This window comes from Pontibacter sp. HSC-36F09, assembly GCF_024171605.1.
Taxonomy (GTDB): Bacteria; Bacteroidota; Bacteroidia; order Cytophagales; family Hymenobacteraceae; genus Pontibacter.
This window is the reverse complement of the sequence record NZ_JALKAA010000011.1, coordinates 1-26,936: the sequence shown is the minus strand read 5'-3', so window position 1 is coordinate 26,936 and position 26,936 is coordinate 1. Positions and strand designations below refer to the sequence as shown.

General features: G+C 49.6%; 21 protein-coding genes and 1 pseudogene. 15 read left to right on the top strand and 7 right to left on the bottom strand.

Annotated elements, in window-relative coordinates:
• Nucleotides 1-218 precede the first annotated feature (218 nt).
• The 11 genes and pseudogenes from L1278_RS19710 to L1278_RS19170 all read left to right on the top strand — a co-directional run.
• A pseudogene (locus L1278_RS19710) lies at nucleotides 219-446 on the top strand (BatA domain-containing protein); the annotation flags it as partial.
• Between the two features lie 288 nt (nucleotides 447-734).
• A complete protein-coding gene (locus L1278_RS19215) occupies nucleotides 735-2,228 on the top strand; it encodes a hypothetical protein (RefSeq protein WP_253406643.1) in 1,494 nt (497 codons plus the stop codon).
• 1 nt (nucleotide 2,229) lies between these two features.
• Entirely contained in the window at nucleotides 2,230-3,501 is a 1,272-nt protein-coding gene (locus tag L1278_RS19210) for a dihydroorotase (protein WP_253406642.1), read from the top strand.
• Between the two features lie 58 nt (nucleotides 3,502-3,559).
• The gene (locus L1278_RS19205; protein ID WP_253406641.1) at nucleotides 3,560-4,069 is read left to right on the top strand and encodes a DUF4199 domain-containing protein; all 510 of its coding nucleotides are present in this window, start codon (nucleotides 3,560-3,562) and stop codon (nucleotides 4,067-4,069) included.
• 35 nt (nucleotides 4,070-4,104) lie between these two features.
• On the top strand, nucleotides 4,105-4,644 hold the full coding sequence (locus L1278_RS19200) for a DUF4199 domain-containing protein (protein ID WP_253406640.1): 540 nt from the start codon (nucleotides 4,105-4,107) through the stop codon (nucleotides 4,642-4,644).
• A 5-nt stretch (nucleotides 4,645-4,649) separates the two neighbouring features.
• The gene (locus tag L1278_RS19195) at nucleotides 4,650-5,624 is read left to right on the top strand and encodes a glycosyltransferase family 2 protein (RefSeq protein WP_253406639.1); all 975 of its coding nucleotides are present in this window, start codon (nucleotides 4,650-4,652) and stop codon (nucleotides 5,622-5,624) included.
• Nucleotides 5,624-6,769 (top strand): glycosyltransferase, encoded by a 1,146-nt coding sequence (locus tag L1278_RS19190; RefSeq protein WP_253406638.1) that lies wholly within the window; start codon nucleotides 5,624-5,626, stop codon nucleotides 6,767-6,769. Before L1278_RS19195 ends, L1278_RS19190 begins: the two co-directional genes overlap by 1 nt.
• A 363-nt stretch (nucleotides 6,770-7,132) precedes the next feature.
• Nucleotides 7,133-7,867: a hypothetical protein gene (locus tag L1278_RS19185; RefSeq protein WP_253406637.1), complete on the top strand. Its 735-nt coding sequence runs from the start codon at nucleotides 7,133-7,135 to the stop codon at nucleotides 7,865-7,867.
• Between the two features lie 53 nt (nucleotides 7,868-7,920).
• Nucleotides 7,921-10,704 (top strand): TonB-dependent receptor, encoded by a 2,784-nt coding sequence (locus tag L1278_RS19180; RefSeq protein WP_253406636.1) that lies wholly within the window; start codon nucleotides 7,921-7,923, stop codon nucleotides 10,702-10,704.
• A gap of 5 nt (nucleotides 10,705-10,709) precedes the next feature.
• Complete coding sequence (locus L1278_RS19175) at nucleotides 10,710-11,852, top strand: DUF4249 domain-containing protein (protein WP_253406635.1); 1,143 nt, start codon at nucleotides 10,710-10,712, stop codon at nucleotides 11,850-11,852.
• A 30-nt stretch (nucleotides 11,853-11,882) separates the two neighbouring features.
• Nucleotides 11,883-14,321 (top strand): MG2 domain-containing protein, encoded by a 2,439-nt coding sequence (locus L1278_RS19170; RefSeq protein ID WP_253406634.1) that lies wholly within the window; start codon nucleotides 11,883-11,885, stop codon nucleotides 14,319-14,321.
• A gap of 76 nt (nucleotides 14,322-14,397) precedes the next feature.
• Here the strand turns inward: L1278_RS19170 and purB are convergent, their stop codons facing one another.
• Nucleotides 14,398-15,750 (bottom strand): adenylosuccinate lyase, encoded by a 1,353-nt coding sequence (gene purB, locus L1278_RS19165; protein ID WP_253406633.1) that lies wholly within the window; start codon nucleotides 15,748-15,750, stop codon nucleotides 14,398-14,400.
• Nucleotides 15,751-16,127: 377 nt separating this feature from the next.
• Here purB and L1278_RS19160 point away from each other — a divergent pair, with 377 nt between their 5' ends.
• Nucleotides 16,128-18,101: a biosynthetic peptidoglycan transglycosylase gene (locus L1278_RS19160; RefSeq protein WP_253406632.1), complete on the top strand. Its 1,974-nt coding sequence runs from the start codon at nucleotides 16,128-16,130 to the stop codon at nucleotides 18,099-18,101.
• A gap of 176 nt (nucleotides 18,102-18,277) precedes the next feature.
• Nucleotides 18,278-19,285 (top strand): bile acid:sodium symporter family protein, encoded by a 1,008-nt coding sequence (locus L1278_RS19155; RefSeq protein WP_371927378.1) that lies wholly within the window; start codon nucleotides 18,278-18,280, stop codon nucleotides 19,283-19,285.
• A 70-nt stretch (nucleotides 19,286-19,355) separates the two neighbouring features.
• Here the strand turns inward: L1278_RS19155 and L1278_RS19150 are convergent, their stop codons facing one another.
• From L1278_RS19150 to hemG, 6 genes are all read right to left on the bottom strand, one after another.
• Complete coding sequence (locus L1278_RS19150) at nucleotides 19,356-19,679, bottom strand: DUF3817 domain-containing protein (RefSeq protein ID WP_253406631.1); 324 nt, start codon at nucleotides 19,677-19,679, stop codon at nucleotides 19,356-19,358.
• Nucleotides 19,680-19,849: 170 nt separating this feature from the next.
• On the bottom strand, nucleotides 19,850-20,695 hold the full coding sequence (locus L1278_RS19145) for a hypothetical protein (protein WP_253406630.1): 846 nt from the start codon (nucleotides 20,693-20,695) through the stop codon (nucleotides 19,850-19,852).
• A gap of 322 nt (nucleotides 20,696-21,017) precedes the next feature.
• Nucleotides 21,018-22,130, bottom strand: a complete 1,113-nt coding sequence (locus L1278_RS19140; protein ID WP_253406629.1) for a bifunctional 3-deoxy-7-phosphoheptulonate synthase/chorismate mutase type II — start codon at nucleotides 22,128-22,130, stop codon at nucleotides 21,018-21,020.
• 263 nt (nucleotides 22,131-22,393) lie between these two features.
• On the bottom strand, nucleotides 22,394-23,344 hold the full coding sequence (locus L1278_RS19135) for a TerC family protein (protein ID WP_253406628.1): 951 nt from the start codon (nucleotides 23,342-23,344) through the stop codon (nucleotides 22,394-22,396).
• Nucleotides 23,345-23,493: 149 nt separating this feature from the next.
• Nucleotides 23,494-24,228 carry a polyprenol monophosphomannose synthase gene (locus L1278_RS19130; protein ID WP_253406627.1) on the bottom strand — a complete coding sequence of 245 codons (735 nt, stop codon included), beginning with the start codon at nucleotides 24,226-24,228 and terminating at the stop codon, nucleotides 23,494-23,496.
• Between the two features lie 13 nt (nucleotides 24,229-24,241).
• The gene (gene hemG / locus L1278_RS19125; RefSeq protein WP_253406626.1) at nucleotides 24,242-25,591 is read right to left on the bottom strand and encodes a protoporphyrinogen oxidase; all 1,350 of its coding nucleotides are present in this window, start codon (nucleotides 25,589-25,591) and stop codon (nucleotides 24,242-24,244) included.
• 115 nt (nucleotides 25,592-25,706) lie between these two features.
• On the opposite strand from hemG, the gene L1278_RS19120 reads away from it, so the two are divergent.
• Both L1278_RS19120 and L1278_RS19115 read left to right on the top strand, forming a co-directional pair.
• Nucleotides 25,707-26,228: an HAD-IIIA family hydrolase gene (locus tag L1278_RS19120; protein ID WP_253406625.1), complete on the top strand. Its 522-nt coding sequence runs from the start codon at nucleotides 25,707-25,709 to the stop codon at nucleotides 26,226-26,228.
• 117 nt (nucleotides 26,229-26,345) lie between these two features.
• Nucleotides 26,346-26,831 (top strand): hypothetical protein, encoded by a 486-nt coding sequence (locus L1278_RS19115; RefSeq protein WP_253406624.1) that lies wholly within the window; start codon nucleotides 26,346-26,348, stop codon nucleotides 26,829-26,831.
• Nucleotides 26,832-26,936 lie beyond the last annotated feature (105 nt).

Sequence of the window (26,936 nt, the reverse complement as noted above, 5' to 3'; positions counted from 1 at the left end):
TGGTACTGGGGTCACACCCGGGAGAGTAGGTGGCCGCCAACCCCAACAACAGACAGCCCCTGCCTCTGCAAAGAGGCAGGGGCTGTCGCCGTTTAAAAGAAGCCACAGCCCGAGGGGACAAGCCGCTCCTCTACTTACCGTCGTAATAAGAGCATTGGCGTATAGTAATGTTCAACCTTTGCGTTGTATATTACAGACTTCCTCGCTAACTTGTTGACATGGCTTTTCTTTATCCTGCTTTTTTATGGGCGCTTGCTGCCATATCGATTCCGATCGTATTACACCTCATACAATTACGTCGGGCAAAGCGTATAGAATTCAGTAACGTTAAATTTATACAGGTTTCCAAAGACCTTACCGCAAGTCAGCGCAATCTAAAGGAGTTACTTATTCTTGCCTCCCGTATCCTGTTCATTACTTTTCTGGTCCTGGCATTCGCGCAACCCTTTCTGCCTGCTTCTGAAACGGTTCGCCCCGTAGATTCTTCTCAGGTAACGATTGAGCTTGACAACTCCTTGAGTATGCAAAACCTGCACGCTGATGAAGACCTAACTTTGTTAACTGTAGCAGCTGATCAGGCAAAGCGTGTCTTGGATATTTTTCCTTCTACAACTTCTATCAGTGTCAATACAAATTCAAATTATAACAAAGCTGCTACTATCGGTACTGCCGACGCTGCAAATACGCTAGACCAGTTATCATATTCTACTAGGCCTTTTGTAAGCCATCAGGTGATGAATGCTAATCAAGCTGCTGCGGAGCATGTGTTCCTGTTCACCGATTTTCAGAAATCATACTTTGAGCCTTCTTTACTTAGTAAAGTTGACAGTAACCGTATCTACCACCTGGTGCCTTTAAAAGCGGTCGGTACTTCTAATGTTTTTGTTGACTCTGTATACCTGGCCGATGAGTTCGTTCGTCCCGATACGGAAGGTACTTTATATGTAAGGTTATACAATGCAGGAGATAAAGCTATACCTGGTTGCCCGGTAAAGCTGGTAATCGACAACGTGCAAATCGCAGCTTTAAGCATTGACCTGCCGGCAAAGCAGGTTACTGAAACAGCAGTCAACTTTACAATCAGAGGAGAGGGCAGTAAACAGGCCTGGGTTGAAGTAGAGGACTATCCAGTTGAATTTGATAACTTATACTATTTTGTGCTACAACCGTCCAGCCGCCTTTCTATAACAGAGATCAGCGAAAATGAGGCAGGTCCTTTACAGCGCCTATACCGTAACGAGCCCTTGTTCCAGACACTGCGTTTCTCACCAAATAACATTGACTACGCACGCTTGAATAGTTCAGATATTATTATTATGCAAGGTATAGAGGAGGTTCCGGCAGCGCTTGTTTCCACTCTTGATACCTATGTGAAGTCTGGGGGAACGCTTGCCATAATCCCACCACTGACAGAGCGTAGTGCCTCCTATGCTGCTTTGATGCAGTCGCTCGCTATACCTGCCAGTTTGAATTCCGGCAGCAGTACGAAGACTTCGCTGGCCGTTCCGGCCCGTGATAATCTTTTCTTCAAAACTATCTTTGCGGATTACGATCCCAAAATGCAGATGCCAGCTTCTGTCAGGAAGCTGGTGTGGTCTCGCTCCTCCGAGGACATCCTAAAATACAGAGGCGGTGCTCCATACCTGTCGCGTTTTGATAGAGGCCAGGGAAAGGTATACCTTATGGCTGCTCCCTTACAGCCTGGTCAGAACGAACTGGTTAATCATGCGCTCTTTGTACCGGTTATGTACCGGTTGGCTATTAGTAGCTATAAACAGGAGCAGCAGATTGCCTATCGTTTGCAGAACATGGCGATTACGATACCTGTCCAACAGCAGGCCGGCGGTGAGAATATTTATAAGCTGGTAAAAGACAGCACCGTTTTTATACCTGTGCAACAGATCAGGGGAGGGCGCCTCGTGTTTAACGTGCCGCCAGACCTGGAAGAGGCCGGGTTTTACCAATTACAGCTTCAGGGAAAGACGGTGGGTAGCTTTGCCTTTAATTTTGATAAGCAGGAATCTTTGTTGGAGCAATATAGTCCGGCAGAGTTAAGAAGCTTCCTGCCCAAAGACCAGCAGTATGTGCACGTTTATGACTACAGCGATACCTTTACGTTAAAAGACGAGTTCGAAAAAAGATTTTTTGGCGTCACCCTTTGGAAATATTGCCTAATATTGTGTCTGATTTTCTTGATGGCAGAAATAGCTCTAATCAGATTCCTCTAACATGAAACTTCTTCTCAAAGCAGTCCGCATTTACGATCCTTCATCAGTTTTTCATCTTCAGCGCCAGAACATACTTATCGAGAATGGTACCATCACCTCAGTCGGGGGCAACGATCAGCACGCTGACCAGACCATCGAGATGGAAGGACTTTGCGTGTCGCCGGGTTGGGTTGATCTGTATGCGCAGGTAGGGGAGCCGGGACTGGAGCACAAAGAGGATATAGAATCTTTGGCGGAGGCTGCTGCGGCAGGTGGTTTCACAGATGTGCTGTGCATGCCCAATGTGCAGCCTATTGTACAAACCAAAGGCGCTATTAATTTTATCAAAGCCAAGTCTGCCAACCTGCCCGTTAATCTGTTGCCGGCTGGTGCCGTTACGGTCGATACGCAGGGGAAGGAACTGACTGAGATGATCGACCTGCAGCGTGCCGGTGCCGTAGCGTTTAGTGATGGTGCCAAACCGGTGCAGGGAGCTGAAGTGATCGTAAAAGCATTGCAATACCTGCAGCCTTTCGATGGCGTTCTGATGAACCGTCCGGAGCATGCCCGCCTGACAGAGTATGGGCAGATGCACGAGGGGATTGTGAGCACCCAACTCGGCATGAAAGGTATACCTGCTCTGGCGGAAGAAGTCATGGTGACACGCGACCTGCAATTGCTCGAGTATACAGGTGGGCGACTGCACTTCTCGCTTATTTCTACGGCAGCTGCTGTGGAAGCCATACGTGCCGCCAAAGCCAAAGGCCTGCAGGTAACCTGCGACGTGGCTAGTTACCAGGTCGCTTATACCGACCATACCCTGGTGGCATTCGACACAAATTATAAAGTATCTCCCCCCTTCAGAAGCGAGGCCGACAAAGAGGCTATTTTGCAGGGACTGGCCGACGGTACTATTGATGCTATTGTATCCGGGCACCAACCGCAGGACACTGAAAGCAAAAAGCTGGAATTTGATCTGGCTGAGTTCGGCATTATCAACCTCGAAACAGCTTTTGCTGTGGCGAATACCACGATGCGCGATAAGCTGCCGCTTGAGCAATTACTTGATAAGCTGACCACCACTCCCCGTCAGATCCTGCGCATGCCTGCCTGTGGCATAGTGGAGGGAGTGCCGGCTTGCCTGACACTTTTCCAGCCGGACTTAAAATGGACCCCGACGCCTGAAGGCACCCGATCTAAATCGAAGAACTCTCCCTTCCTGGGGCGCGAGTTGACAGGGAAAGTAATCGGCCTTGTAAACAAAGGGCAAGTAGTACTTAATCATTCTTTTTAATATATTTATAGCTATATTTCAGTTAGCTGCCTGGCTGACTCGAATAAGCGAATAACAAATGCTGAATCAAACGATTGCGAGAGTGGGGGTACGCTATGGCGTGCTGTGCGGATTGGCTTCTTTTGTCATCATACTCGTTTTATACCTGATGGGGTATAACGCACTGGGAGATGCAGGGCGCTGGAGTTACCTGCCTTTGCCTGTTTTTATCTTTATGGGGCTGCGCTATTTCAAGCGCTTTCATGATGCTGAAGTTGGTTTCTGGAAAGGGGTGCGCGTGAGCCTGTCGGTTACCTTTTACACCGCCATGAGCGCTGCCATGCTGCTATACCTGATGCTATACCTGGTAGGGCCCGAGATCATACAACAACACGTAGTTGAATTGAGAGCGCTGCTCGACCAGAGCCGGGAGGCGCAGATTAAACTGATAGGCGAGGCAAACTACGAGCAAGCTTACAAGGAGCTGGACAATTTGTCGCCCAGTATGCTGGCCACACACGATTTTTTGAGCAGGATGTTTGTAGGGACGATGTTTTCAGTGGTAGCAGCTGTATTTTTCAGAAAGTAATTCATCCTCACATAAACTCTAAATCCTAAATACTTATGACTGACACATCTTCTCAACTTGAATCCAAGCCATCCATTTATGCTGTTGCCATCAAGTATGGTTTGCTGACAGGCTTACTGTACGTGATATTTGCCACGATCAGCTACCTGACAGAAAACTACGGCAATTTCTTTGTTGCACTTCTCGTTTCGGTTGTGATCTCCGTAATAGGTATCGTTTTAGCCTTAAAAGAGTTCAGAAAACAGAATGACGGTTTAATGTCCTACGGACAGGGCCTGGGACTTGGAATTATGGTATCCATCATTGCAGGTATCATTTCTGGCCTGTTCAGTATGCTCTATATTCAATTCATAGACCCAGGTATGCCTGAGAAACTTGTGGATGCAACCATGGAACAGATGGCTGCATTTGGTGTAGATGATGACATGCTCGATAGTCAGAGAGAGGAGATTATGGCATCTTTCACCCCTATAAAGCAGTTGACCAGCGCTATAACCAACGCGTTTTTCTCTGGCCTCATCCTATCGCTCATAATTGCCGCCGTGATGAAGCACAAGCGTCCGGAGTTTGAATAACAAGCATGCAATACCCTTATGATATATCAGTGGTGGTTCCTCTTCTAAATGAAGAGGAATCGCTGCCTGAACTGGTCCGCTGGATCAAGCGTGTGATGCACGCACACAGTTTTACTTACGAGATCATCCTGGTGGACGACGGTAGTACGGACCGCTCCTGGGATGTGATCACAGAGTTGAGTGCCGAAGACAATACCGTTAAAGGCATCAGCTTTAACCGCAATTACGGCAAATCGGCCGCTTTAAACGAGGGTTTCAAACGCTGCGCCGGCGAGGTGGTCATCACCATGGACGCCGACCTGCAGGATAGCCCGGAAGAAATCCCTGCCCTCTATGACATGATCAAGCACCAGCGCTTTGATCTGGTGTCAGGCTGGAAGCAGAAACGATTTGACCCGATCAGCAAAACCATTCCGACCAAACTATTCAATGCGGCTACCCGCGGCCTGTCCGGTATTCAACTCCATGACTTCAACTGCGGACTCAAAGCTTACCGTCAGTTGCTCGTCAAGAGCATTGAGGTACACGGTGAGATGCACCGCTACATACCTGTTATAGCCAAGTGGCATGGTTTCACGCGCATCGGCGAAAAAGTGGTACAGCACCAGGAGCGCAAGTACGGTACTACCAAATTCGGACTCGAGCGATTTGTCTACGGCTTCCTCGACCTGCTGTCTATTACCTTTGTGAGCCGCTTCAAAAAGCGCCCCATGCACTTTTTCGGTACGTTTGGCACGCTTTCCTTCGTGGTTGGTCTGGGCATTACGATCTGGCTGATCATTCAGAAAGTATTTTCGCTATACCCGGAAGGCCGCTTGCGCGATGTGGTAGACCAGCCCTTGTTCTATTTGTCGCTGGTAGCGGTTATTCTGGGCGTTCAGCTTTTCCTGGCAGGTTTCCTAGCCGAGATGATGTCCATGACATCCAGTAGAAAGAATGAATACCTGATCCGCGACCGGGCGGGTCTGATCAAAAAATAATGGCAGGGAGGCGTGTCGTGATCGTGGGACCTGCGCACCCTTTGCGGGGTGGCGGTATGTCGACATTCAACGAGCGCCTGGCCGTGGCCTTTCAGGAGGCTGGCGATGAAGTAGAGATCGTTTCCTTTAGCCTGCAGTATCCTTCCTTTCTGTTCCCTGGCAAAAGTCAGTTTACCAACGAGCCTGCCCCCGAAGGCATCACCATTAAGTCGCTGATCAACTCCGTCAACCCGATCAGTTGGGTACGCACCGGCAATTACATCAGGCGCCAAAAACCTGATCTGGTTATTTTCCGGTTTTGGCTACCCTTTATGGGACCTGCCCTGGGCACCATTGCCCGCCAGATTAGGCGCAACAGGTATAGCCGGATTCTGGCTATTACCGACAACGTGGTGCCACATGAGAAGCGGCCGGGCGATGTCCCTTTCACGAAGTATTTTCTTAGCGCCTGTCACGGGTTCCTGACCATGTCGCGGGCTGTGCAGCAGGATCTGCAACGATTCGAGCCGAACAAACCCAACGTATACCTGCCGCATCCGCTCTACGATAATTTCGGGCCTGCCGAGAGCAAAGCCGAAGCCTGTGCTGCCTTGCGATTAGATCCAAACGATAAGTACCTGTTGTTTTTTGGCTTCATCCGGGCTTACAAAGGGCTCGACCTGCTGCTGGAGGCAATGGCTATACCTGCGCTAGAGGCTATACCTAATCTGAAGCTGCTGATCGCGGGAGAGTTTTATGAGGAGGCAAGGCCATACCTCGACCTGATCGAAAAATACGGGCTGCAGGACCGGCTGGTGCTCCGGACGGATTTTATACCCAATGCCGAGGTCCGGCATTATTTCTGCGCAGCCGACCTGGTAGTGCAACCCTACAAGCATGCCACCCAAAGCGGCGTAACACAGGTCGCCTACCACTTTGACAAGCCAATGGTGGTGACCAATGTGGGCGGTCTGTCGGAACTGGTGCCGCACGGGGGAGTAGGGTATGTGGTGGAGCCAAACCCGGAAGCGATAGCCACCGCCATACTTGATTTCTATAACTCGGCTAAGGCGGCTGTGTTCGCGCAGAACATCTCAAGGTATAAAGAACGCTTCAGTTGGAGCCGGTTTGTGGAGTCGGTATACGAGCTCGCGGATAAGATATAACGGCAGCGTTTTCGTTACCTCACTTGCTGCAATAGGTTCAGAAGATTGAAAATATATCGCCCATCCAGGAAGATCGAATATGTACAAATATGTTGATTGTCTGCTCCCGAGCGAGTGAATCCACGCCTAGTAAAAAACACGATACCACAAGTCTTTCTAATAGACAGGACATCAGGATTAGTTTGTAGAAGTTGCCACCGATGTTTACCTGCTAATAAAAAGCATAATCCAGATAAAGCTTAAGTTATATTTTAAGAAAAAGGGATGTGATGTTTTTTGGAAAAATTTGCAGACACATTTGTCATAACATCAAACATACGTTATATTTAATGTCCGTATTCGCTGTGAAGCTAACCAATCATTATGCGTAAAAGCCCTATTTATCTAACGCTTGTTCTTATATTTAACTTACTGCCCTTTACAATTTTTGCACAGACTGACACTAGTTTTGTAAGCCATGCTGTTACGGATGCGCTGAAGCAGTACCGTAAGGCAGTAGGGGTGCACGCACATTTGTACAATGGGCCAGAGTATTATGTGCCTGTTAAGTCCTACGTGAAAGGGCATCAGTTTTATCAGGATAAAATCTACCAGAACGGCACCGTTAAATATGACGGCGCCTGGTTTAAAGACGTGCCGATGCTGTATGATCTGATGCAGGACGAGCTCGTGATCGTGAATCATGGCAGCGGACAACCACAGCGACTGGTAAAAAGTAGGGTAGACGCCTTCCAATTGTATGGGCATACCTTCATCAGGTTGCAGGCAGACAGCACGACCGGAATTTCGATTCAACCTGGTTTTTATGACCTGCTTTACAGCGGCGAGGTGCAGGTGCTGATGAAGCGAGAAAAGACACTCTTTGAGCGGGCGAGCACCGAAGGTATGGAGGGAGAGTATCGGGATGCCAGTAAATTCTACCTGGTAAAAGATGGCATATACCACCCCGTTAGCAACAAGCGCTCCGTGATGCGGGTGCTGCAGGACCAGAAAAAGCCCCTGAATAAATTTGCCAGCGCTAATAAACTCCGCTTCCGGAAAGAGCGTGAAAACGCGATCGTAAAAACCGCCCGGCACTATGACTCGCTCCAACAGTAAAGCGAGATTCTTCCGATCTATTTAAAAATCTGTTCAAGTTCTCTTCCCTTCTTATGACCCAACTTTACAGAGTGTTTTTGCTGGTATTGCTGTGCTGTAATACTGCGGCTATACCTGTGCATGCCCAACAACGGCAGGAGGCTCCGCTCATCAGCGGTTCCTTCCGCAACATAAGCTTCCAGGAGTTCGTGCAGCGCCTGGAGCCCCGGCTGCCTTACAAGTTCTACTTTGAGCAGGCCGTAGCCGACAGCATTAGGGTGGATGTGGAGGTGGAAGGAGAGCCACTAAACCTAGTGCTTGCCCAAATCCTGAAAGACACCGAGTATAAATTTGCCATCACAGAGCAGCGCCAGGTTTTCATCACGCGGCAAAACCCGATCATGACCAGCCTGCCTTCCAATTTCTTCAAGGATGAGGAAGAGGCCAGGCGAAACAGCCAGTTAGCCACGCCTGCCTATCTGCCTCAGCAGCAGGATAAAAAGAAGCGAATCCAATCCGAGATCAAGCTGTACGAGATAGGAACACAGAATGGAAGCAAGACAGGGAGAGCGAACCTGGCAGGAACCTTGCGCGACGCCAACACGGGAGAGCCAATCATCGGAGCCCACATTTATATCGAATCTCCTTCCATCGGCACTGCTTCAGACCAGTACGGCTACTATTCCCTGTCGCTCCCGGTTGGCCGGCATGAACTGAACATCCGGGCAGTTGGGCTTAAAAACACGAAGCGTCAGGTGATACTGCACAGCGACGGCAAACTAGACATTGAAGTAGAAGAAGACATCCGCACTTTGAAAGAGGTGTTGGTGGAGGCTGAAAAAGACCGCAACGTTACGGGTCTGCAGATGGGCATGGAGCGATTGGATATCCGGACCATCAAGCAGGTGCCGACAGCCTTTGGTGAAACAGACATCCTGCGCGTGGTGCTGACCTTGCCTGGAGTAAAATCAGTGGGGGAGGGAAGTACCGGTATGAACGTGCGCGGTGGCTCTACTGACCAGAACCTGATACTTCTCAACGATGCCACGATTTACAACCCCGCACACTTGTTTGGTTTCTTCTCTGCTTTCAACCCGGATGTGATCAAATCGGTGGAACTGTACAAGAGTGCTGTGCCTGCCCGATACGGTGGTCGCCTTTCGTCGGTGTTGGAGGTGAGCTCAAGAGAAGGCAATAAGAAGAAGTTCAGCGGAGCGGGTGGCATCGGCCTGCTGACCAGCCGCCTGACGCTGGAAGGGCCAATTGTCAAAGACAAGACCTCGATTCTGGTTGGAGGGCGCTCTACGTATTCTGACTGGCTGCTCAAGAAAATTCCGAACAAGTCTTTCAGCAATAGTGAGGCCTCTTTCTATGACATTAACACGCATATCAGTCACGAAATCAACGAGAAGAATAGTGTATACCTGACCGGCTACCTGAGCAAAGACCGTTTCAAACTGGCTTCCGACACCCTGTATCGCTTCCAGAACCAAAATGCCAGCCTCAAGTGGAAGCACAACTTTCATAACAAACTCTACAGCGTCGTGACAGGTACTTACAGCCATTATGGGTACGACATTTCGAACGAGGAGAATGCTGCGAACGCCGCGGCAATGGACTTCGGGATCAGCCAGACAGGTATGCAGGTAGACTTCAACTACTTCCCTGACTCAAAGCATACCCTGGATTTTGGTGCGAGCGCCATCCGCTATGAGGTGAACCCGGGAAGTCTGGTGCCAAACCATGCTGAGTCACTGATCAGGCCTGATAAGCTGCAGCAGGAGAAAGCCGTTGAGAGTGCCTTGTACGTGTCTGACCGCTATGATATCAGCCAGAAATTATCTGTTTCGGCTGGTCTGCGCTACTCTTTCTTCACGGCTCTCGGCAAACGGGATGTGCTGCAGTATGCGCCAGGTTTACCCATGTCCCTAAATACAATCGTTGACACGGTTTCTTATAGCAGCGGCAAATCCATCGCGACCTACCACGGACCTGAGTTCAGGCTCTCGGCCCGCTACGTGGTTTCAGATAACTCATCTGTGAAAGTGAGTTACAACCGACTGCGCCAGTACGTGCACATGCTTTCCAATACGGCTACCATGGCGCCCACCGATACCTGGAAGCTAAGCGATAGCAACATCAAACCGCAGGTCGGTGACCAGGTCGCCATCGGCTACTACCGAAACCTGCGCGCCAACACCATCGAGTTTTCGGCGGAAGCTTACTACAAATGGATGCAGGACTTCCTGGACTACCGAAGCGGCGCCAACATCATCATGAACCACCACATTGAAACGGATGTGGCTAATGCAGACGGCAAGGCTTACGGCGTAGAGCTGATGCTCAAAAAAGCATCAGGCAAACTCAACGGCTGGATAAGCTATACTTATTCCCGTACCATGGTACGCCTCAACGATCCAACAGTATCAGAAGTAATCAACAGAGGGGAGTGGTATGCCAGCAATTACGACAAGCCGCACGACCTGACTATGATCAGCAACTACCGCTTCAGTCAGCGTTTCAGCACTTCACTTAACTTTACTTACAGCACCGGTCGGCCTATTACACTGCCACTGGCCAAGTACTACGATGGTGGCTCGCACCGCATCCTGTACTCTGACCGTAACGAGTACCGCATTCCGGACTACTACCGTGTTGACCTGGCCCTGAACATAGAGGGCAATCATAAGATCGCGAAGCTGGCGCACAGTTCCTGGACCGTGGCCGTGTACAACCTGACAGGGCGCAAGAACCCTTATTCGGTTTATTTCAAATCTCAGGGAGGGCAGATAAAAGGGTACAAAATGTCCATTTTCGGGAACCCGATTCCTACCATCACTTATAATTTTAAGTTTTAATTGCCATGAAGATCCGGAACTGGAAAAACCCAATAGTCTGGCTTGTAATGCTCATAGTGAGCGGTTGCGTCGACCCTTACTTCCCTGAGGTAAAAGAGTCGGCCAGTAGTTTTCTGGTAGTGAATGGCTTCCTGAATGCCAACGGTCCCACCACCATACAGCTGCTCCGCTCCCAAAGCCTCAACGATATGGGAGCACCTCCCGCTGAAGAAAATGCCACCGTTATAGTAGAGTCAGAGAATGGCGAGCGTTATGGCCTTCACGAAACCGGATATGGCACCTATGTGCACCCTAACTTGCAAATGAGCACTGATTCGAAATACAGGTTGTACATCCGCACCAGATCCGGCAGCGAATACGCGTCTGACTATGTAGAAGTGAAAACAAGCCCTGCCATCGAAAGCGTGAATTGGAAAGCAGATGGTGAGGAAGTGAAAATCTATGTTAACTCACAGGATCCGAATAACAACACGCATTATTATAAATGGGATTTTGAGGAGACCTGGCAGTTTAGGACCGCTTTTTATTCTGTTTTTATATATGAAAATGGGCAGGTACGGCAACGTGAGCCACATGATAGTCCCATTTATGTTTGCTGGAAATCAGATAATTCTACCCGGGTTGAGATAGGGTCATCCGTGAAGTTGAGTGAGGACAGAATCAGCAATTACAGGTTACTCTCTATACCTTACAATTCAGAGAAAGTGAGTATGAAGTACAGCATACTTGTAAAGCAATATGCGCTGACCCGCGAGGCGTTCGAGTACCTGGAAATGCTTAAAAAGAATACTGAAAACATCGGCACTCTTTTCGATCCCCTCCCTTCTCAGCTGAATAGTAACATACATAGTCTGTCCAATCCTGAAGAAACAGTGATTGGGTATATGACGGCTACAACTATAGAAACGAAAAGGATATTTGTTGACAGCCGTGATCTTCCGCGCGATTGGCGCCTCTATTATCCAACCTGTGAAATTGATACCGTTATGATGGGAATGGTGCAGGAGCGGTTTGAAGGAGGTTCTCTGGTACCCGTCGACGCTATATATGGCATGTCGCCGGACCCAATCGGCTATACCGCTGCTGCACGCCCCTGTGTGGACTGCACACTGCAGGGCACGAATGTTAAACCAGCCTATTGGGAATAGATGCTATACCTGAAAAGAACACCTGAAGCGATGAACAACTTTCAAGATAACCAACCTCAGTCTGGCAGAAAAAGGTATGCACTGCGCACCTTGCTTTGCCTGGTGCTAGGTATAGCAGGTATAGGAACGGTAAATGCTCAGTCGGATCAGCAGCACGCGGCCATTAGCAGCCTGCAGCAACACCGGAAGACTTCGCTGAAGGAGAAGTTATACCTGCACATCGACAGACCTGTGTATGCCTGTGGGGATGAGATGTGGTTTAAGGTATACAGTGTGGATGGCAGCCTGCATCGCCCGCTTGATATGAGCAAGGTGACGTATGTGGAGCTGCTGGATGCGGACCAGAAACCTGCCCTGCAAGCCAAGGTGGCCATGAAGGACGGAACAGGGAGCGGTTCCTTTCAACTCCCGACCACGCTCCAGACGGGCAACTATACCGTGCGGGCCTACACCAGTTGGATGAAAAACTTCGATCCGGCGTTTTACTTCCAGCAGCAGGTAACGATCATCAATACCTTCGAGCAACTGCCAAAGCAGGAGGCTGCCAAGGCTAAAGGCTATACCTTGCAGTTCTTCCCGGAAGGCGGAAATCTATTGGCAGGTATAGCGGGTAATGTTGCGTTCAAGATATCAGATAGTCAAAATGGCAAAGGAGCTGCACTGGCAGGCCAGGTGCTTGACCAGGATGGCAACAAGGTAGCCGACTTTACACCCCACAAGTTTGGGATGGGCCGCTTTGCCTTTACGCCACAGCAGGGGAAGCGCTATACCGCAAAACTACAGTTGCCTGACGGAAGTACATTAGAACAGACCTTACCGCAGGTACAAGAACGTGGCTATACCTTGCAACTGGCAGACAGCATAGACCAGTACCTGCATATTACGGTGCGATCGGTAGGCAAGCCGGATGAGCAGGTATACCTGTTGGGACATACCCGTCAGCAGGTGGTCAGCTCGGAAAGAGCCCTGCTGCAAAACGGGAAATACGTGTTCAGAGTAAGTAAAGCGGACCTGGCGGGCGGCATTACGCACTTTACTGTGTTCAACACAGCTGGTCAGCCCGTAAGTGAGCGCCTCTATTTCAGACGCCCGACAAACGAACTGGCCCTGCAGGTAGCAGCGCCACAGCAGCAGTACAACTTGCGCGACAAGGTAAGCTTGGAACTACAGTCAGCCTCGCGTACGCGGGCTAATCTCTCAATGGCCGTGTATAAACTGGACTCGCTGCAACTCCACCCACAAGGGCATATTGCCAGCTACATCTGGCTTGAATCCGACTTAAAAGGTACGATAGAAAACCCTGCTTATTACTTTTCTGATACAGGCAGAGCAGATCACCAGGCCATGGATAACCTGATGCTGACCCAAGGCTGGAGTCGTTTTAAGTGGGAGGATATGCTGGAGAAGGAGGTGTCAAAGCATGCTTATCTGCCCGAAAACCACGGCCATCTGCTTTTCGGCAAAGTCACGCACAAGCGTTCGGGGCAGCCAGCTCCGGGTATTATGACGTACCTGGCATCACCGGGCCACCCCATCCGGTTTTACAACGCCCAGAGCGATGCCGATGGCAAACTGCTGTTTGAACTGAAGGACTTTTATGGCAACAAGGACCTCGTGCTGCAGTCTGACTTTTCTAAAGACAGCACTTTCCACTTTGAGCTGCTTAGCCCTTTTTCATCACACTATACCTCTAATCCACTGGCACACCTGCAACTCACGGAATCAAGAGCAGGCGATATCGCAGCGCGTCACCTGCAGGTACAGGTAGAGCATGCTTATTATGGGGGTTACCGCAACAGTTACCACACACCAGGTATAGACAGTTCGGCCTTTTACGGACAGCCGTCGGAGCGCTATCTGCTCGATGACTACAAGCGCTTTAAAGTGATGGAAGAAGTGATGCGGGAGTATGTGCAGGGCGTGCAGGTTCGATTGCGGGGTCGCAGCTTTTACTTCATGGTCATGAACCGTCCGTATAAATCTATCTTCCGCGAAAACCCGATGGTGCTGCTGGATGGCGTGCCCGTGTTCAATATCGACAAGATTATGGCATTTGACCCGCTCAAGGTCAGGCAACTGGATGTAATTACCAGTCGTTTCTTTCACGGACCACTGGCCTACCAAGGTCTGGTGAGCTACCACACTTACAACGGCGATCTGGGAGGCTTTGCGCTGGATGCGCGCGCGTTGATGCAGGCTTATGAAGGACTTCAGCAGAAGCGCGAGTTCTACGCCCCAGCTTACGACACCCCGGAACAAAAGAGTAGCCGCCTGGCAGATTTCAGAAACCTGTTGCACTGGGCTCCGGAGATCAAGCTCGAGCCTGGAAAAGAAGAGCAGGTGAGCTTCTATACCTCCGATCAGCCGGGCACCTACCTGGTAGTCGTTCAGGGCTTAACAGCCTCAGGAGAGACGGGCTATCAGCTGTTGCAGATTAAGGTGAGCGGGCCGGTCGCGCAAAAACAGTAAGCAATCAACCTAGGTATAAAAAAGCCCCTGCTGGAATCATCCGGCAGGGGCTTTCTTTCTATAGAGTTGCTATACCTTACAGCATTTGCACGCCTGTGTAGGTATAGGGGCTTATCTTTTTCAGTTCGGCCTTGATGGCATCGCTCACCTGCAGGGTGTCGATGAAGCTGGAGATCGTCTGTTCGGTGATCTTCTCGTTTTTGCGGGTCAGGTCCTTTAGGGCTTCATATGGCTGCGGGTATCCTTCGCGACGCAACACAGTCTGTATACCTTCCGCCACAACAGCCCAGTTCTCTTCCAGGTGGTGGCGCAGGGCCGCCTCGTTCAGTTCCAGTTTGCCAATACCGCGTTCCAGCGATTTCAGGGCAATCACCACATGCGCCAGTGGCACACCAATGTTGCGCAGCACAGTAGAGTCGGTGAGGTCGCGCTGCAGACGGGAAATAGGCAGCTTGGCTGAGAGGTGCTCCAGCACGGCGTTAGCTATACCTAAATTGCCTTCAGCATTCTCGAAGTCGATCGGGTTTACTTTATGTGGCATGGCCGAAGAGCCGACTTCGCCCGCTTTGATCTTCTGCTTGAAATAGCCCATCGACACGTACTGCCAAACGTCACGCGAAAAGTCGATCAGGATGGTATTGAGGCGCTTGATGCCGTCAAAATAGGCGGCCAGGTTGTCGTAGTGCTCAATCTGGGTGGTGTACTGGCTGCGACGTAGGCCCAGCACTTCCTGCACAAAGCGGTTACCAAACTCCGGCCAGTTCACATCCGGGTAAGCCACATAGTGGGCATTGAAGTTGCCGGTCGCGCCGCCAAACTTGGCCGAAAAGGGAACCTGGCGTACCTGGTCCATTTGTGCTTCAAGGCGCTCTGCAAACACCATGATCTCTTTGCCCAATCGGGTAGGAGAGGCAGGCTGTCCGTGGGTATGGGCCAGCATCGGGATGTCTTTCCAGGATTGCGCCAACTCTACCAGTGTCTGGTGCAACTGCTGGTACAAGGGCATCAGCACACGCTCATCGGCTTCGCGCAAAGAAAGCGGTATAGCCGTGTTGTTCACATCCTGGGAGGTCAGGCCAAAGTGGATGAACTCTTTGTACTGGCCTAGTTCAAGCGCATCAAACTTCTCTTTGATAAAATATTCTACTGCCTTCACATCATGGTTCGTGGTCTTTTCCGTTTCCTTGATGCGCAGGGCGTCCGTCTCTGAAAACTGCTCATAAATCGCCCGCAGCTCCTGAAACTGGTAGGGAGGCACACCTGCCAGCTGCGGCAGTGGTAATTCGCACAGGGCAATGAAATACTCCACCTCTACCAACACACGGTAGCGGATCAGACCGAATTCAGAAAAATAGGTAGCTAACTCAGTCGTGTTGCGGCGGTAGCGGCCATCCACCGGAGAAATGGCCGTAAGTGATGTCAGGTTCATGCAAAGAGAATTTATCGTTGGTCAAAGATAAGCTTAAAGCCATCGTGAGCCAAATGAGCCACTAGCTATTTAGCAACTAATCAATTCTGAATAGAAGGTAAAAGACGTAACTGGCCTCAAAAAGAACGGAAGTACTGCCAGTGCTGTTAATTTTATGTAAAGTGTTGCAAATGAAATGATTGGTCTTATTCTTGCAGGAGGCTGTGCTTTGAAATGATTATCTGTACATCCAAATCTGGCTGCGGTCGTATGCGGTTTAGATAACACAAACCATACGCTGTTACGTATGCGTGATGAAGTGCTATATAATATGGGCACTATATATTTATTCTTAATCTAATTAGCGTAATTCGCATCCTGATATTTTGAACCAGCGATTGAAAAAAAGAATACTAATAGGGGTCGGCAGCGTGCTGGGCCTTTTCCTGATCCTTCTTATTTCCCTGTTTGTATTTAGAAGTAGCCTGCTAAGCTATACCTTAGATCGTGTAGTGGAGAAAGTGGAGGGCCGCTACCCGGTTGATTTAAACATTGGGAATGCCGCATTTAATGGCCTCACCTCGGTGGTGCTGAGCGATATAACACTGACACCTCACGGACAGCCACAGCTGTTTAAAACAGACAGCGTGCATGCTTCGGTTGGTTTTCGCTCGCTTTTTAAAGGGCGTATCGTGCTGCGTGAGCTCGATGTAGCCAACGGCTACCTGACTGCCATCAAGGACGGAGACCGCAACAACTTTTCGTTTCTGTTCAAAAAAGACAGCACGCAGCCTGCCGACAGATCTGCAAAAGGTGATCGAAACTACGGAGAGCTGCTCAACCGCGTGCTCGAGACGGCTTTCGATAATGTACCTGATCAGGTGGATTTTAGCAACCTGAACATTTCCTATACCTCCCCTAATCGTGTGATCGACATCAAGATGCCTTTCCTGATGATCAAGGACGGGAATATAGAATCAGAGGTAGCCATCCGCACAGATTCACTTACCAACAACATGTTTGTGAAGGGAACCATCGACCCGCGCGGCTATAAGATCAAGGCAAGCTTTTTTGCCTCCGATACCTTGGGTATCAGGCTGCCTTACATTCAGGAAAAGTTCAGTGGCACGGTGGCCTTCGATACCTTGCATCTGGGCATGAAGGAGAAACGCTATCGTCAGGACAGGCTGACCGTGAAAGGCAGCGCGATGGTGAATAACATGACGGTGAACCACGAAAAACTGGCTGACGAGCCAATCTTCCTGCGCGAAGGTGCCGTTGACTATGTGGTTTCGCTGGGGCAGAACCTGTTTGTGGTGGACAGTCTGACGGAGGTGCGCGTAAACAAGGCACGCGCCAACGTGTACGCTTCTTACAACAACGCCGACGCCAAGATCATCGACCTGAAAGTGCGGACAGAGGAGCTCCCGGCAAATGATTTCTTTGGATCACTGCCCAGAGGCCTTTTCGAAACGCTGGACGGTATACAGGCCGAAGGAAAGCTGCAGTATAAAATGAAATTCCATGTGAACCTCGATAGTGTGGAGCGCGTGGTATTTGACTCTGACCTGGATGCCTCGAAAGACTTTAAGGTTGTGAAATGGGGACAGGCAAATTTAGATAAGCTGAAAGGGCCGTTCATGCATACGATGTACGAATACGGCAAGCCCATCCGGACTTTTATGGTAGGGCCAGCTAACCCATTTTACGCGCCACTCAATCAGATTTCGCCCTACCTACGCAATGCCGTGCTCACAGCCGAAGATGCCGGTTTCTACAGTCACAAGGGCTTCCACGAAGAAGCATTCCGGCAGGCCATTGCCACCAACATCAAGAACCGCGATTTCGTGCGCGGTGGCAGTACCATCTCGATGCAGTTGGTCAAGAACGTATTCCTGACGCGCAAGAAAACCGTGTCGCGCAAGGTGGAGGAGGCCATCATAGTGTGGCTGATCGAGAACCAGAGGATCGTGTCGAAAAACCGGATGTTTGAGATATATCTCAACATCATAGAGTGGGGACCGGACGTGTATGGCGCAAAAGATGCCTCCCGGTTTTATTTTGGCAAGCAGCCTTCTGAGCTCAACCTGGCAGAATCCATCTTCCTGACCAGTATTATACCTAGTCCGAAGCGCTACCGCTCTTCTTTTGACAGTTACGGTAACCTCCGCAGCTGGAAGTCAGGCTACTATCGTCTGATCGGGGGTATTATGGCACGGCGAGGACTTATCTCGCAGGCCGATTACGAAAACCTGCAACCGAACGTGCGTCTGTACGGCCGTGCCCGCGACCTGATCGTGACGGCGCCGGATGCCGAGTATGAAGACACCACTGAGTTTGAACTTGAAACCATTGATATGCTGGGCTTTTAAGTCTGGGCTATACCTGAAACAACGGCCGGCGCTTGTAATTGCGCCGGCCGTTGTTTTGTTTTGAGCCTGGCTATACCTGTCCCTCTCCATCAACTAAGCATAACATACCTGTGAACGCATCCCAGACACCGCTTCCTGACGATCACAACCGCCAAGTGAACAAGCCTCGCTTTGGGGTGCGTAGTGTGCAGGAACTGCTTGTTCGTGCCGGGTTCGACTGGTTCCTACTGGCGCTGATCGGGATGATTGTGCTGGCCTGGCTTTGGCCGGAAGGCGGCATAGACCGGGTGCCAGTCTCCCTGAGTGATGTGGCAGGTATAGGGGTTTCGCTCATCTTCTTCTTTTACGGGCTGCGCCTGAGTCCTGAAAAGCTTCGGGCTGGCTTGGGCAGTTGGCGACTCCACCTGGTGGTGCAGGCTTCTACCTTTCTGCTTTTTCCGCTGCTCATCATGCCCCTGCGCGGCTTTTTTGAAGGCACTCCATATGAACTGCTCTGGCTCGGGACTTTCTACCTGGCTGCTTTGCCTTCCACGGTGTCTTCGTCAGTGGTAATGGTGTCGATTGCAGGGGGCAATGTTCCGGCGGCTATTTTCAATGCCAGTATTTCGAGTCTGGTAGGTGTGTTTGTTACGCCACTTTGGATGGGGCTATACCTGACGGCTGACTCCGGCGACTTCGACATGGGGCAGGTGATGGGCAAGCTGGTGTTGCAGGTGCTGTTGCCGGTTACGCTGGGCATTGTGCTGCACCGCTACTGGGGAGCTTTTGCGGAACGTAACCGCAAGCAGCTGCGCTTATCCGATCAAATCATCATCCTGCTCATCGTCTATACCTCTTTCTGCGAATCTTTCGCCCGCAACATGTTCAGTGGGTATAGTATCGGAAACCTGCTATTGCTCGGCCTGGCCATGATCGGCTTGTTCTGTTTAATGTACGGCATCGTGCACATCATCAGCCGCCTGATGGGTTTCAGTCCGACTGATCGTATCACGGCCATTTTCTGCGGCTCCAAAAAATCGCTGGTGCATGGCACGGTCATGGCCAAAGTGCTTTTTCCCGATGCCAACATGATAGGCATTATGCTCCTGCCGATCATGATCTATCACGCCCTGCAACTCCTGGCCTCCAGCGTGATTGCGCAATCCATTGCCCGCAGGGCTGGCTTGTCGGTGAAAGGCGAGTGAAAACATAAAAAGGGCTGCCCCATACGGACAGCCCTTTCTGTTACTTTGGCTAAATAGTTGAGGGTTGTTGCTATGCAACCTGCGTGACAGGCTTTTCCTTTCTGTTTTCCTCTTCTTTCAGTAATTTCTTATCTAGAATGAACGGTCCGAATGGCAGGAGCGATGCGACAACTGCAGCAGCTACTTTCTTGATAGACCAATTATGCGTCAGCGTCACTTCCAGTACCGACATCATATACAGCACAAACAGTACACCGTGTGCCCAGCCTGTATACTTCACCACCTCCGGTATACCTGCCATATACTTGATGGGCATCGCAATGCCTAGCAGGAGCAGGTAAGATATACCTTCGTAAATACCGATGGTGCGAAGTCTTGAAATAGGGGTTCTCATATGGTAATGCTTTTGTTCTGCTGCAATTTAGCACTTAACAGCCAAGTAACCCTAATCGTGCCATTGGAAAGCAAATAATTACGACAGACAGCAGGTATAGCTGCCAGGGGAAAAGCAAACAGGCTGCCTTTGGGGCAGCCTGTTACAATGATAAATATTACTATTTTAGACTACACTGCAGGATCGAAATAAGCACCCTCTGTATAGGCTACTACAAGTCCGTCAGCTGTTTTAGCTGACCAGTCACCAGTGACCTCACCAGCACCTTTGATTTCCTGTTCAAAAGTTACATAGTAGGTCTTTGTGCCTTTTTCCAGAGAAGCCTCATCCCAAGTTATAATATAGTTATCGTTGCTGGTATGCTTTCTAACATTACCGTTTTCGCTTACACTTACATTAGATACTTTTGCAGTCAGGCCGCCTTGGATGTGTACATTTGAATAAGCCTCACAGGTAGTTAGTGTGAACGCAACTTTTAATCTGTACATATTGCTACCAATGTGTTCTTTCTCAACAACAGCAGCTGTCATACCTTGAACACAGTCTGCTGTAAAAGTTACAGAGCCGTACTCGAAAGTGTTGCTGAAACCGTTATTTCCATTTGCAATGTAGTGAGCTCTGAATTCAAATGTTCCAACTACATTAGAGGTAAATTCGTGAGTATAGACACCTCCATCTGTTACTGGATATTCATTTATCTTGGTCCAGATAGTTTTGCCATCAGCATCAACACCTGTAGCCTGGTCAAGATGCAATTTTCCATCCTTGGGTGCATTGGTTCCAAAACTGATGGTGATTGTCACAGCATTGCCAATCATTTGTGTCGTAGGTGAGAAGCTTAAATTGATGTCTGCCTCTACTTTTGGAGTATTGTTTCCATTTGTAGCACCAACTTCTTTCTTCGCCGCATCAATTGCCGATGCATTCAGACCTACCTCGTCTAGGTCTTTGTTACAGCTTGTGAAAGATCCGGCTAACAGGAGTAGCGCTGTGGTGAAAATGTACAGTTTCTTCATTCTGATTTTTATAAAGGGTGAGTATTAGTGTATCGATATATATTAATCTTTGTGCTTTAACTTATGTTATTGTAAAATTGTTTCATTAAAGTTTATTATTCAAATATAATTATAAAAATATTTTAAGATAAATATCATATAGTTATAGTTTTAAGAATGAAAATAGGATCGGAAATGCTAGTGCGTTTTGCAGTTAAAGGCCCTGAAAATTGATCCGTTTAATGGTGTACGAATTGTTGCACAATAGTAATTGTACAAAAAACGGCCTGGCAGTTCTTAGATAAGAAGCTGCCAGGCCGTTTTTAACTCTCAAGAAATCAGACTACGAACTCAGACCGTAGTTGTAGAGGTGGGTGCGGGCGTATTGCGAACGCACTTCCTGGAAAATAGTCTTCACAAAGGCCTGGTCTATACCTGCGCTGCTGGCCTGGTGCAGGAGGTTTTCCAATACCAAGTCCCAGCGCACCGGGCCCGGCGTCTCAGCACTCTTTTCAACCGGCTTGCTGTGGTCGCCAAGCTGTGCTGTGACTTTGGTGCGGCGCGATAACAAGGTCAACAACTCGTCGTCAAGGTGCTCTATTTCCTTACGCAGCTTCTCCAATTGCGCGTTTTGTTTCATCTTCTCGCCTGGTACCTGCTGCCGTTTCAGAGCCTGCAAAAGCATGTGCAATTCCTGCGGCATGATCTGCTGCTGGGCATCGCTCAAAGCGGCGGCCGGGTTGTGGTGCGATTCTACCATAAGGCCATCATACCCCAAGTCGAGGGCGCGCTGGCTTACTGGGCGCAATAAGCTACGCCGACCCGCTATGTGGCTGGCATCGCAGTACATGGCCAGTTCGGGCACCTGCTGGCGTAGCTCCAGGGCATGCTCCCACTTCGGGTGGTTGCGGTAAGGGGCGCTGTCCAGGGTAGAGAAGCCGCGGTGCATAGCGCCGAGATCCGTGATGCCGCTGTTGTGCAAACGTTCCAGGGCTCCCAGCCACAGCGCCAGATCAGGGTTAACCGGGTTCTTCACCAGTACAGCCACCTGCACACCTTTTAGGGCATCGGCTATTTCCTGCACCAGAAAAGGGTTCACCGTAGTATGAGCACCAATCAGCAGAATGTCTACACCCTGTTGCAGGGCTTGCTCGGTTTGCGTGGCATTGGCTACTTCGCAGGCAGTGCGCAGCCCGGTTTCCTGTTTCACAGTGCGCAACCACTCTAGTCCGATCGTGCCCACTCCCTGGAAACTGCCCGGGCGGGTGCGTGGCTTCCAGATGCCCGCTCTGAACACCGATACGCCTTTTACCTTTTTCAGGCCAAGGGCGGTTTGCAACATTTGCTCTTCACTCTCAGCGCTGCACGGACCTGCGATGACCATTGGGCGCTTGCTGCTTACCAATTGGCTCTGCTGTCCTGCTAATTTCTTGCTGCTGTGTGCTGCTGTACTCATGGGTATTTATGATTTAGAATATGCCTTAAAACAAAAAAGCCCCGCTTGTGGCGGGGCTCCTGTGGTACCTGTGTATGTTGATGTTTTACCTAACGCACAAAGTTCTACCAGGGAGCCCCGTCGGAGGCACCAGCTTAGAATTTGTAAAAATATAGGCGTTAGCAAAAATCATTTCTTCTCAATTATTCTGCAATTGAAAGCATTTAAACTTACAAAAGCAAATATGTGGCACTAATTTTAGTTAAAAAAATTAAGAACCCGGATTAAGAAACGTCTGCATTAGGCGGCTGTGGAAGCTCATTGTCCTTTTTCGGAAAGAGGAGTGAGGCCACAATGGACACCGTCAGAATACCGGCTACTACTAATAAGGCAAGGCGCATATCCATATGGTAAATGTCGCTTAGTAGTAGCTTTGCCCCGATAAAGACAAGGATCAGCGACAGTCCGTAGTGCAGGTAATGGAACAGCTGCATGATACCAGCCAGCGCAAAGTAAAGCGCGCGCAGACCAAGTAAGGCGAATACGTTAGAGGTATAGACGATGAACGGATCTTTCGAAATAGCCAGAATAGCAGGTATAGAATCAGCTGCAAATACTACGTCCGTACTCTCTACCATGATCAGCACTAAAAAGAGCGGCGTTGCGTGGAGTTTTCCATCTATTCGGGTGAAGAACTTGCCGCCCACAGCTGTCTTCGTAAAACGCAGTTTCTGGCTTGCCCACACAATTAAAGGATTTTGCTCCGGGTGAAGCTCATCATCCTGCTTGGTAAAGGCCATCTTCGCACCTGTGTAGATCAGGAAAGCACCAAGTATGTAGATGATGAAGTGAAATTTGGCAATGAGGGCCACACCAACCAGAATAAAGATACCACGCAGCACCAAAGCGCCGATGATACCCCAAAACAAAATTTTGTGCTGGTACTGTTGTGGTACTTTAAAGAAGCTGAAAATCAGAATGAAGACAAAGAGGTTATCCACGCTCAGCGACTTCTCGATCAGGTAGGCTGTCAGGAACTCCATTGCGGGGCCGGAACCCATCCAGTAGTAAATGCCCACATTGAAGAGAAGGGAAAGGGCGATCCAGAAAGCGCTCCAAAGCAGTGCCTCTTTTATCTTTACCACATGCTCTTTGCGATGGAACACAAACAAGTCTAGTCCCAGCAACAGCAGGATAAACGCGTTGAATATGACCCAGAAATATATATCGTCCATAGGTTGAGTGTTGAGCATGTCAGCCTACAAACATATATAGGCTCTGCTATACTTAATATGCAAAGTTAATTGATTTTGATTTAGCGCGGCATTGTCGGGCGCAAGATTATGTTCGGAGAAATGAGTAGTAGCTAAGGTATAGCCAGTAGCTAATAACGGTCAAAATGGCGGAAAAAGCTGTTCACCTTCATCCGGATCACGCCCAGCACCGCTTCCTTGAATATACCTTTCGACATCTTGGACTGCCCTTTGGTGCGGTCAGTGAAAATGATCGGCACCTCTTTTATCTTGAAGCCATACTTAAAAGTGAGGAACTTCATCTCGATCTGAAACGCGTATCCCACGAATCGAATTTTGTTGAGTTGGATGGTTTCGAGCACTTTGCGGCGGTAACAAACAAAACCAGCGGTGGTGTCGGCAATGGGCATGCCAGTGATGAGGCGCACGTATAGACTGGCGAACCAGGACATCAGCACCCGGCTCATAGGCCAGTTTACCACATTTACGCCCTGCACATAGCGGCTGCCAATGGACATGTCAAACCCATCTTCAGAACAGGCCTGGTACAGGCGCACCAGATCATCGGGGTTGTGAGAAAAGTCGGCGTCCATCTCAAAGATGTATTCGTAACCCTGACGCAGCGCATACTTGAAACCGTGAATGTAAGCAGTGCCCAGACCCAGTTTGCCAGTGCGTGACTCCAGGTGCAGGCGCTCTGTAAACTCCTGCTGCAAACTGCGTACGATGTCGGCGGTGCCATCCGGTGAGCTGTCGTCCACGATCAGGAGATCAAAGGGGTGGGGGAGTGACATCACCTTCCTGATAATAGCCTCAATGTTTTCCTTTTCGTTGTAGGTCGGTACGATCACCAGCGAGTCATTCATACCGCAAATATAGCTATTCGGCTATTGAGCGGGAAGAGGGACGCGTATTAATTTTGGTGGCGATGGCCTTAGCTTCGCTCACGCAGTCTGGTACCGAAACGCCGGCATACCAGTTTGCTGATATAAACAGACCGTCCTGCTCCAGCACTTCTGCCATGTGGTGGGCATCCTCAATATACAGATCGAACTGCGGAAGCGCATGCGGCCACAGATGCAGGTGCTGGTACACAGGGGCCAATGCCTTGATCTGATAGGTTTCCCGGAGCTCCTGGTGCACTTGCTCAAGCAGGGTGCGCTCGTCGAGTTGGGTATGCTCGGCAAATCGTGTGCCGCCAACATAGGAGGTAATCAGAACCTCGTGCGGTCGGCAGCGGTTCTCAAACAGGGAACTCGTCCAGATAGAGCCCGAAGTGAAAGACTGCTCCTCCCAGGGGTGCAGCGCTCCGAAACCTTGCAGCGGGTGCTCCACTTCAGCGCGATTGTATACCGTGTGCACGACGGCCATGGGCGGGTAGTTGATGTTCTGCAGCGCCGCCGACATGCCTGGGTAGGTAAACTCGATCAGTTCGGCAGCCTGATGGGCAGGCAAAGCGAGTACTAGGATGTCATACTCCTCGTTGTCGTGGTCGCCGTTGGCGGCGCAGCTGATAATGTATTTACCCTTAATACGCGTAATGAACTCTACTTTGTGGTCCAAGTGCAGCGAAATCAGCTTATCGGCAATGGCCTGTGGCAGCGTGGACATGCCTTTTCGGAAAGAGAAGGCGCGCTGAAACACACCCCGTTTCTTTTTCTGCACCATGCCTTCCAGCACCGATCCATATTCTGTTTCAAGCGCTTTGAGCTCCGGGTGCGCCTTGTTGACCAGCAGCTGTCTCGGGTCGCCTCCGTAGAGGCCACTGATCAAAGGAGCTGCCAGGTAGTCCATTTGCTTAACGCCGAAGCGACGCTCAAAAAAATCAGAAACGGTTTCGTTTTCTACTTCAGCGGGCGGTTGCTTTCTCTCCTGCAGGATCCTGAACTTGTCTTCTTTCGAGAAAAGGTCGTTGGCCAGAAAGGACTTAGGGCAGGATGGCACCGGGTGCAGCCTGCCTTCGTGCAGCACATACCTTTTGTTATTGCGTGGCGTCACTGGCTGTAGTTCGGTCTCCAGTTTTAGTTCTGTGACGAGTTGCAGGAGCTCCTCATTCATTTGCAGGGTGTTCGGGCCCAGCTCGAAGGTATAGCCATTTTTGTGCAATGTGCGCATGTTGCCGCCTACCTCGCTGCCGGCCTCAAACAGATCGTATGCTACGCCCTGCCGTTGCAGGTAATAGGCCAAAGACAGACCCGAAATTCCCGCTCCAATTATCGCTACTCTCATTATTTCTTGCCTGTAAGCTCTAGTTATCTGTGCCTTAGTGGAGCAATATTGCTGCCAAGGCATGCATATCCAACGTAATAATTCTAATTTTAGCGCCTGAACCTATAGATGAACGATGCAGCGAAAGTGCGTATTCCTGGACCGTGACGGTGTGCTCAACCGCGAACGAGGAGACTATACCTATACCTTGGAAGATTTTGAAGTGCTGCCGGGCGTGCCGGAGGCTTTGGCGCTTTTGAAGCAAAACGGCTATTTGCTGATTGTGGTTACAAACCAGGGCGGTATAGCCAAAGGTCTGTATACCAGGGCCGACGTGATGGCCTGCCACCAAAAGCTGCAGGAAAGTTGCGGCCATTTGATTGATGCGATCTATTATGCCCCGTCACATCCCCAATACTCCGAGTCGCTCTCCCGCAAACCCGACAGCCTGATGCTCGAGCGGTCCATGGCCAGGTATAACATTGATACCTCTCAAAGCTGGATGGTTGGCGATTCCCACCGCGACCTGGAAGCCGCTGAGAAAGTAGGTGTACGCTCAATAATCGTAGGCGATAAGTACGCCCCTAGCAGCTATACCTGGCAAGTGCTGGATTTACGGGAAGCGGCACAACTTATTTTGCGAGAAGAGGCGAAGTGAGATTCTGGATTATATAATTTCTTATATTTAACATAAGTGGAGTTACGTTTAGCCGACAGACGTTTGTCGGGAAAGCGTATGTTTCCGCTTTTGAGTTAGTTGTGGCAAATTTAGATAATGAACGAAAAGAAAATTGACATCATTGATTATATAGTAGCTTTAGTATATGTTGGAGTCGGTGGATTCATATGGCTCGCTTATAAATACTCTTTCTTGCCACAAGACCAGATTAATGGAATAATGGCAATAACCTTTATTGGACCCATTTCCTTGTTCTTAATGTACTACAAGCGGTTTCGGATAATGTCTGTAACATTGTTATGGTTATGTATTGGAATCCTTCAGTTAATTTCTGTTTATCAACTTAAAGATAACCCAGATTTCAAAGCAGTGAACGGAACCTATGCTGACAATTACTTGAATTTGCTCTTAATGGTAGTATTAATCACCCTATTTAGAATTATAAGCTTGGTTACAACTAGACAAGAATTTGTGGTTGCAGCTTGGTTCTCTCCAAAAGACAACAGGAAATTAAATGTACTTGATTACATACTTTCGTTTATTGGTTTTTTGACACTAACAATCGGAGTAACTTTAAAATAAAAACTAGCCACAACAACTAAGGCTTCGTTGGGTACGGAGTGCCGACAATGAAGCCGTGGTTGCACTAACCGTGCGACCCGTTATGGGTTTTAAGTCGGAAGAGGC

Excerpts from the sequence above, each read along its gene's own strand:
- L1278_RS19135 (WP_253406628.1), bottom strand. The coding sequence starts at position 23,344 with ATGGACGATATATATTTCTGGGTCATATTCAACGCGTTTATCCTGCTG.
- L1278_RS19150 (WP_253406631.1), bottom strand. The coding sequence starts at position 19,679 with ATGAGAACCCCTATTTCAAGACTTCGCACCATCGGTATTTACGAAGGT.
- L1278_RS19175 (WP_253406635.1), top strand. The coding sequence starts at position 10,710 with ATGAAGATCCGGAACTGGAAAAACCCAATAGTCTGGCTTGTAATGCTC.
- L1278_RS19205 (WP_253406641.1), top strand. The coding sequence starts at position 3,560 with ATGCTGAATCAAACGATTGCGAGAGTGGGGGTACGCTATGGCGTGCTG.
- L1278_RS19130 (WP_253406627.1), bottom strand. The coding sequence starts at position 24,228 with ATGAATGACTCGCTGGTGATCGTACCGACCTACAACGAAAAGGAAAAC.
- hemG (WP_253406626.1), bottom strand. The coding sequence starts at position 25,591 with ATGAGAGTAGCGATAATTGGAGCGGGAATTTCGGGTCTGTCTTTGGCC.
- L1278_RS19115 (WP_253406624.1), top strand. The coding sequence starts at position 26,346 with ATGAACGAAAAGAAAATTGACATCATTGATTATATAGTAGCTTTAGTA.
- L1278_RS19185 (WP_253406637.1), top strand. The coding sequence starts at position 7,133 with ATGCGTAAAAGCCCTATTTATCTAACGCTTGTTCTTATATTTAACTTA.
- L1278_RS19195 (WP_253406639.1), top strand. The coding sequence starts at position 4,650 with ATGCAATACCCTTATGATATATCAGTGGTGGTTCCTCTTCTAAATGAA.
- L1278_RS19145 (WP_253406630.1), bottom strand. The coding sequence starts at position 20,695 with ATGAAGAAACTGTACATTTTCACCACAGCGCTACTCCTGTTAGCCGGA.
- L1278_RS19120 (WP_253406625.1), top strand. The coding sequence starts at position 25,707 with ATGCAGCGAAAGTGCGTATTCCTGGACCGTGACGGTGTGCTCAACCGC.
- L1278_RS19190 (WP_253406638.1), top strand. The coding sequence starts at position 5,624 with ATGGCAGGGAGGCGTGTCGTGATCGTGGGACCTGCGCACCCTTTGCGG.
- L1278_RS19200 (WP_253406640.1), top strand. The coding sequence starts at position 4,105 with ATGACTGACACATCTTCTCAACTTGAATCCAAGCCATCCATTTATGCT.
- L1278_RS19210 (WP_253406642.1), top strand. The coding sequence starts at position 2,230 with ATGAAACTTCTTCTCAAAGCAGTCCGCATTTACGATCCTTCATCAGTT.
- L1278_RS19180 (WP_253406636.1), top strand. The coding sequence starts at position 7,921 with ATGACCCAACTTTACAGAGTGTTTTTGCTGGTATTGCTGTGCTGTAAT.
- L1278_RS19215 (WP_253406643.1), top strand. The coding sequence starts at position 735 with ATGAATGCTAATCAAGCTGCTGCGGAGCATGTGTTCCTGTTCACCGAT.
- L1278_RS19170 (WP_253406634.1), top strand. The coding sequence starts at position 11,883 with ATGAACAACTTTCAAGATAACCAACCTCAGTCTGGCAGAAAAAGGTAT.
- purB (WP_253406633.1), bottom strand. The coding sequence starts at position 15,750 with ATGAACCTGACATCACTTACGGCCATTTCTCCGGTGGATGGCCGCTAC.
- L1278_RS19140 (WP_253406629.1), bottom strand. The coding sequence starts at position 22,130 with ATGAGTACAGCAGCACACAGCAGCAAGAAATTAGCAGGACAGCAGAGC.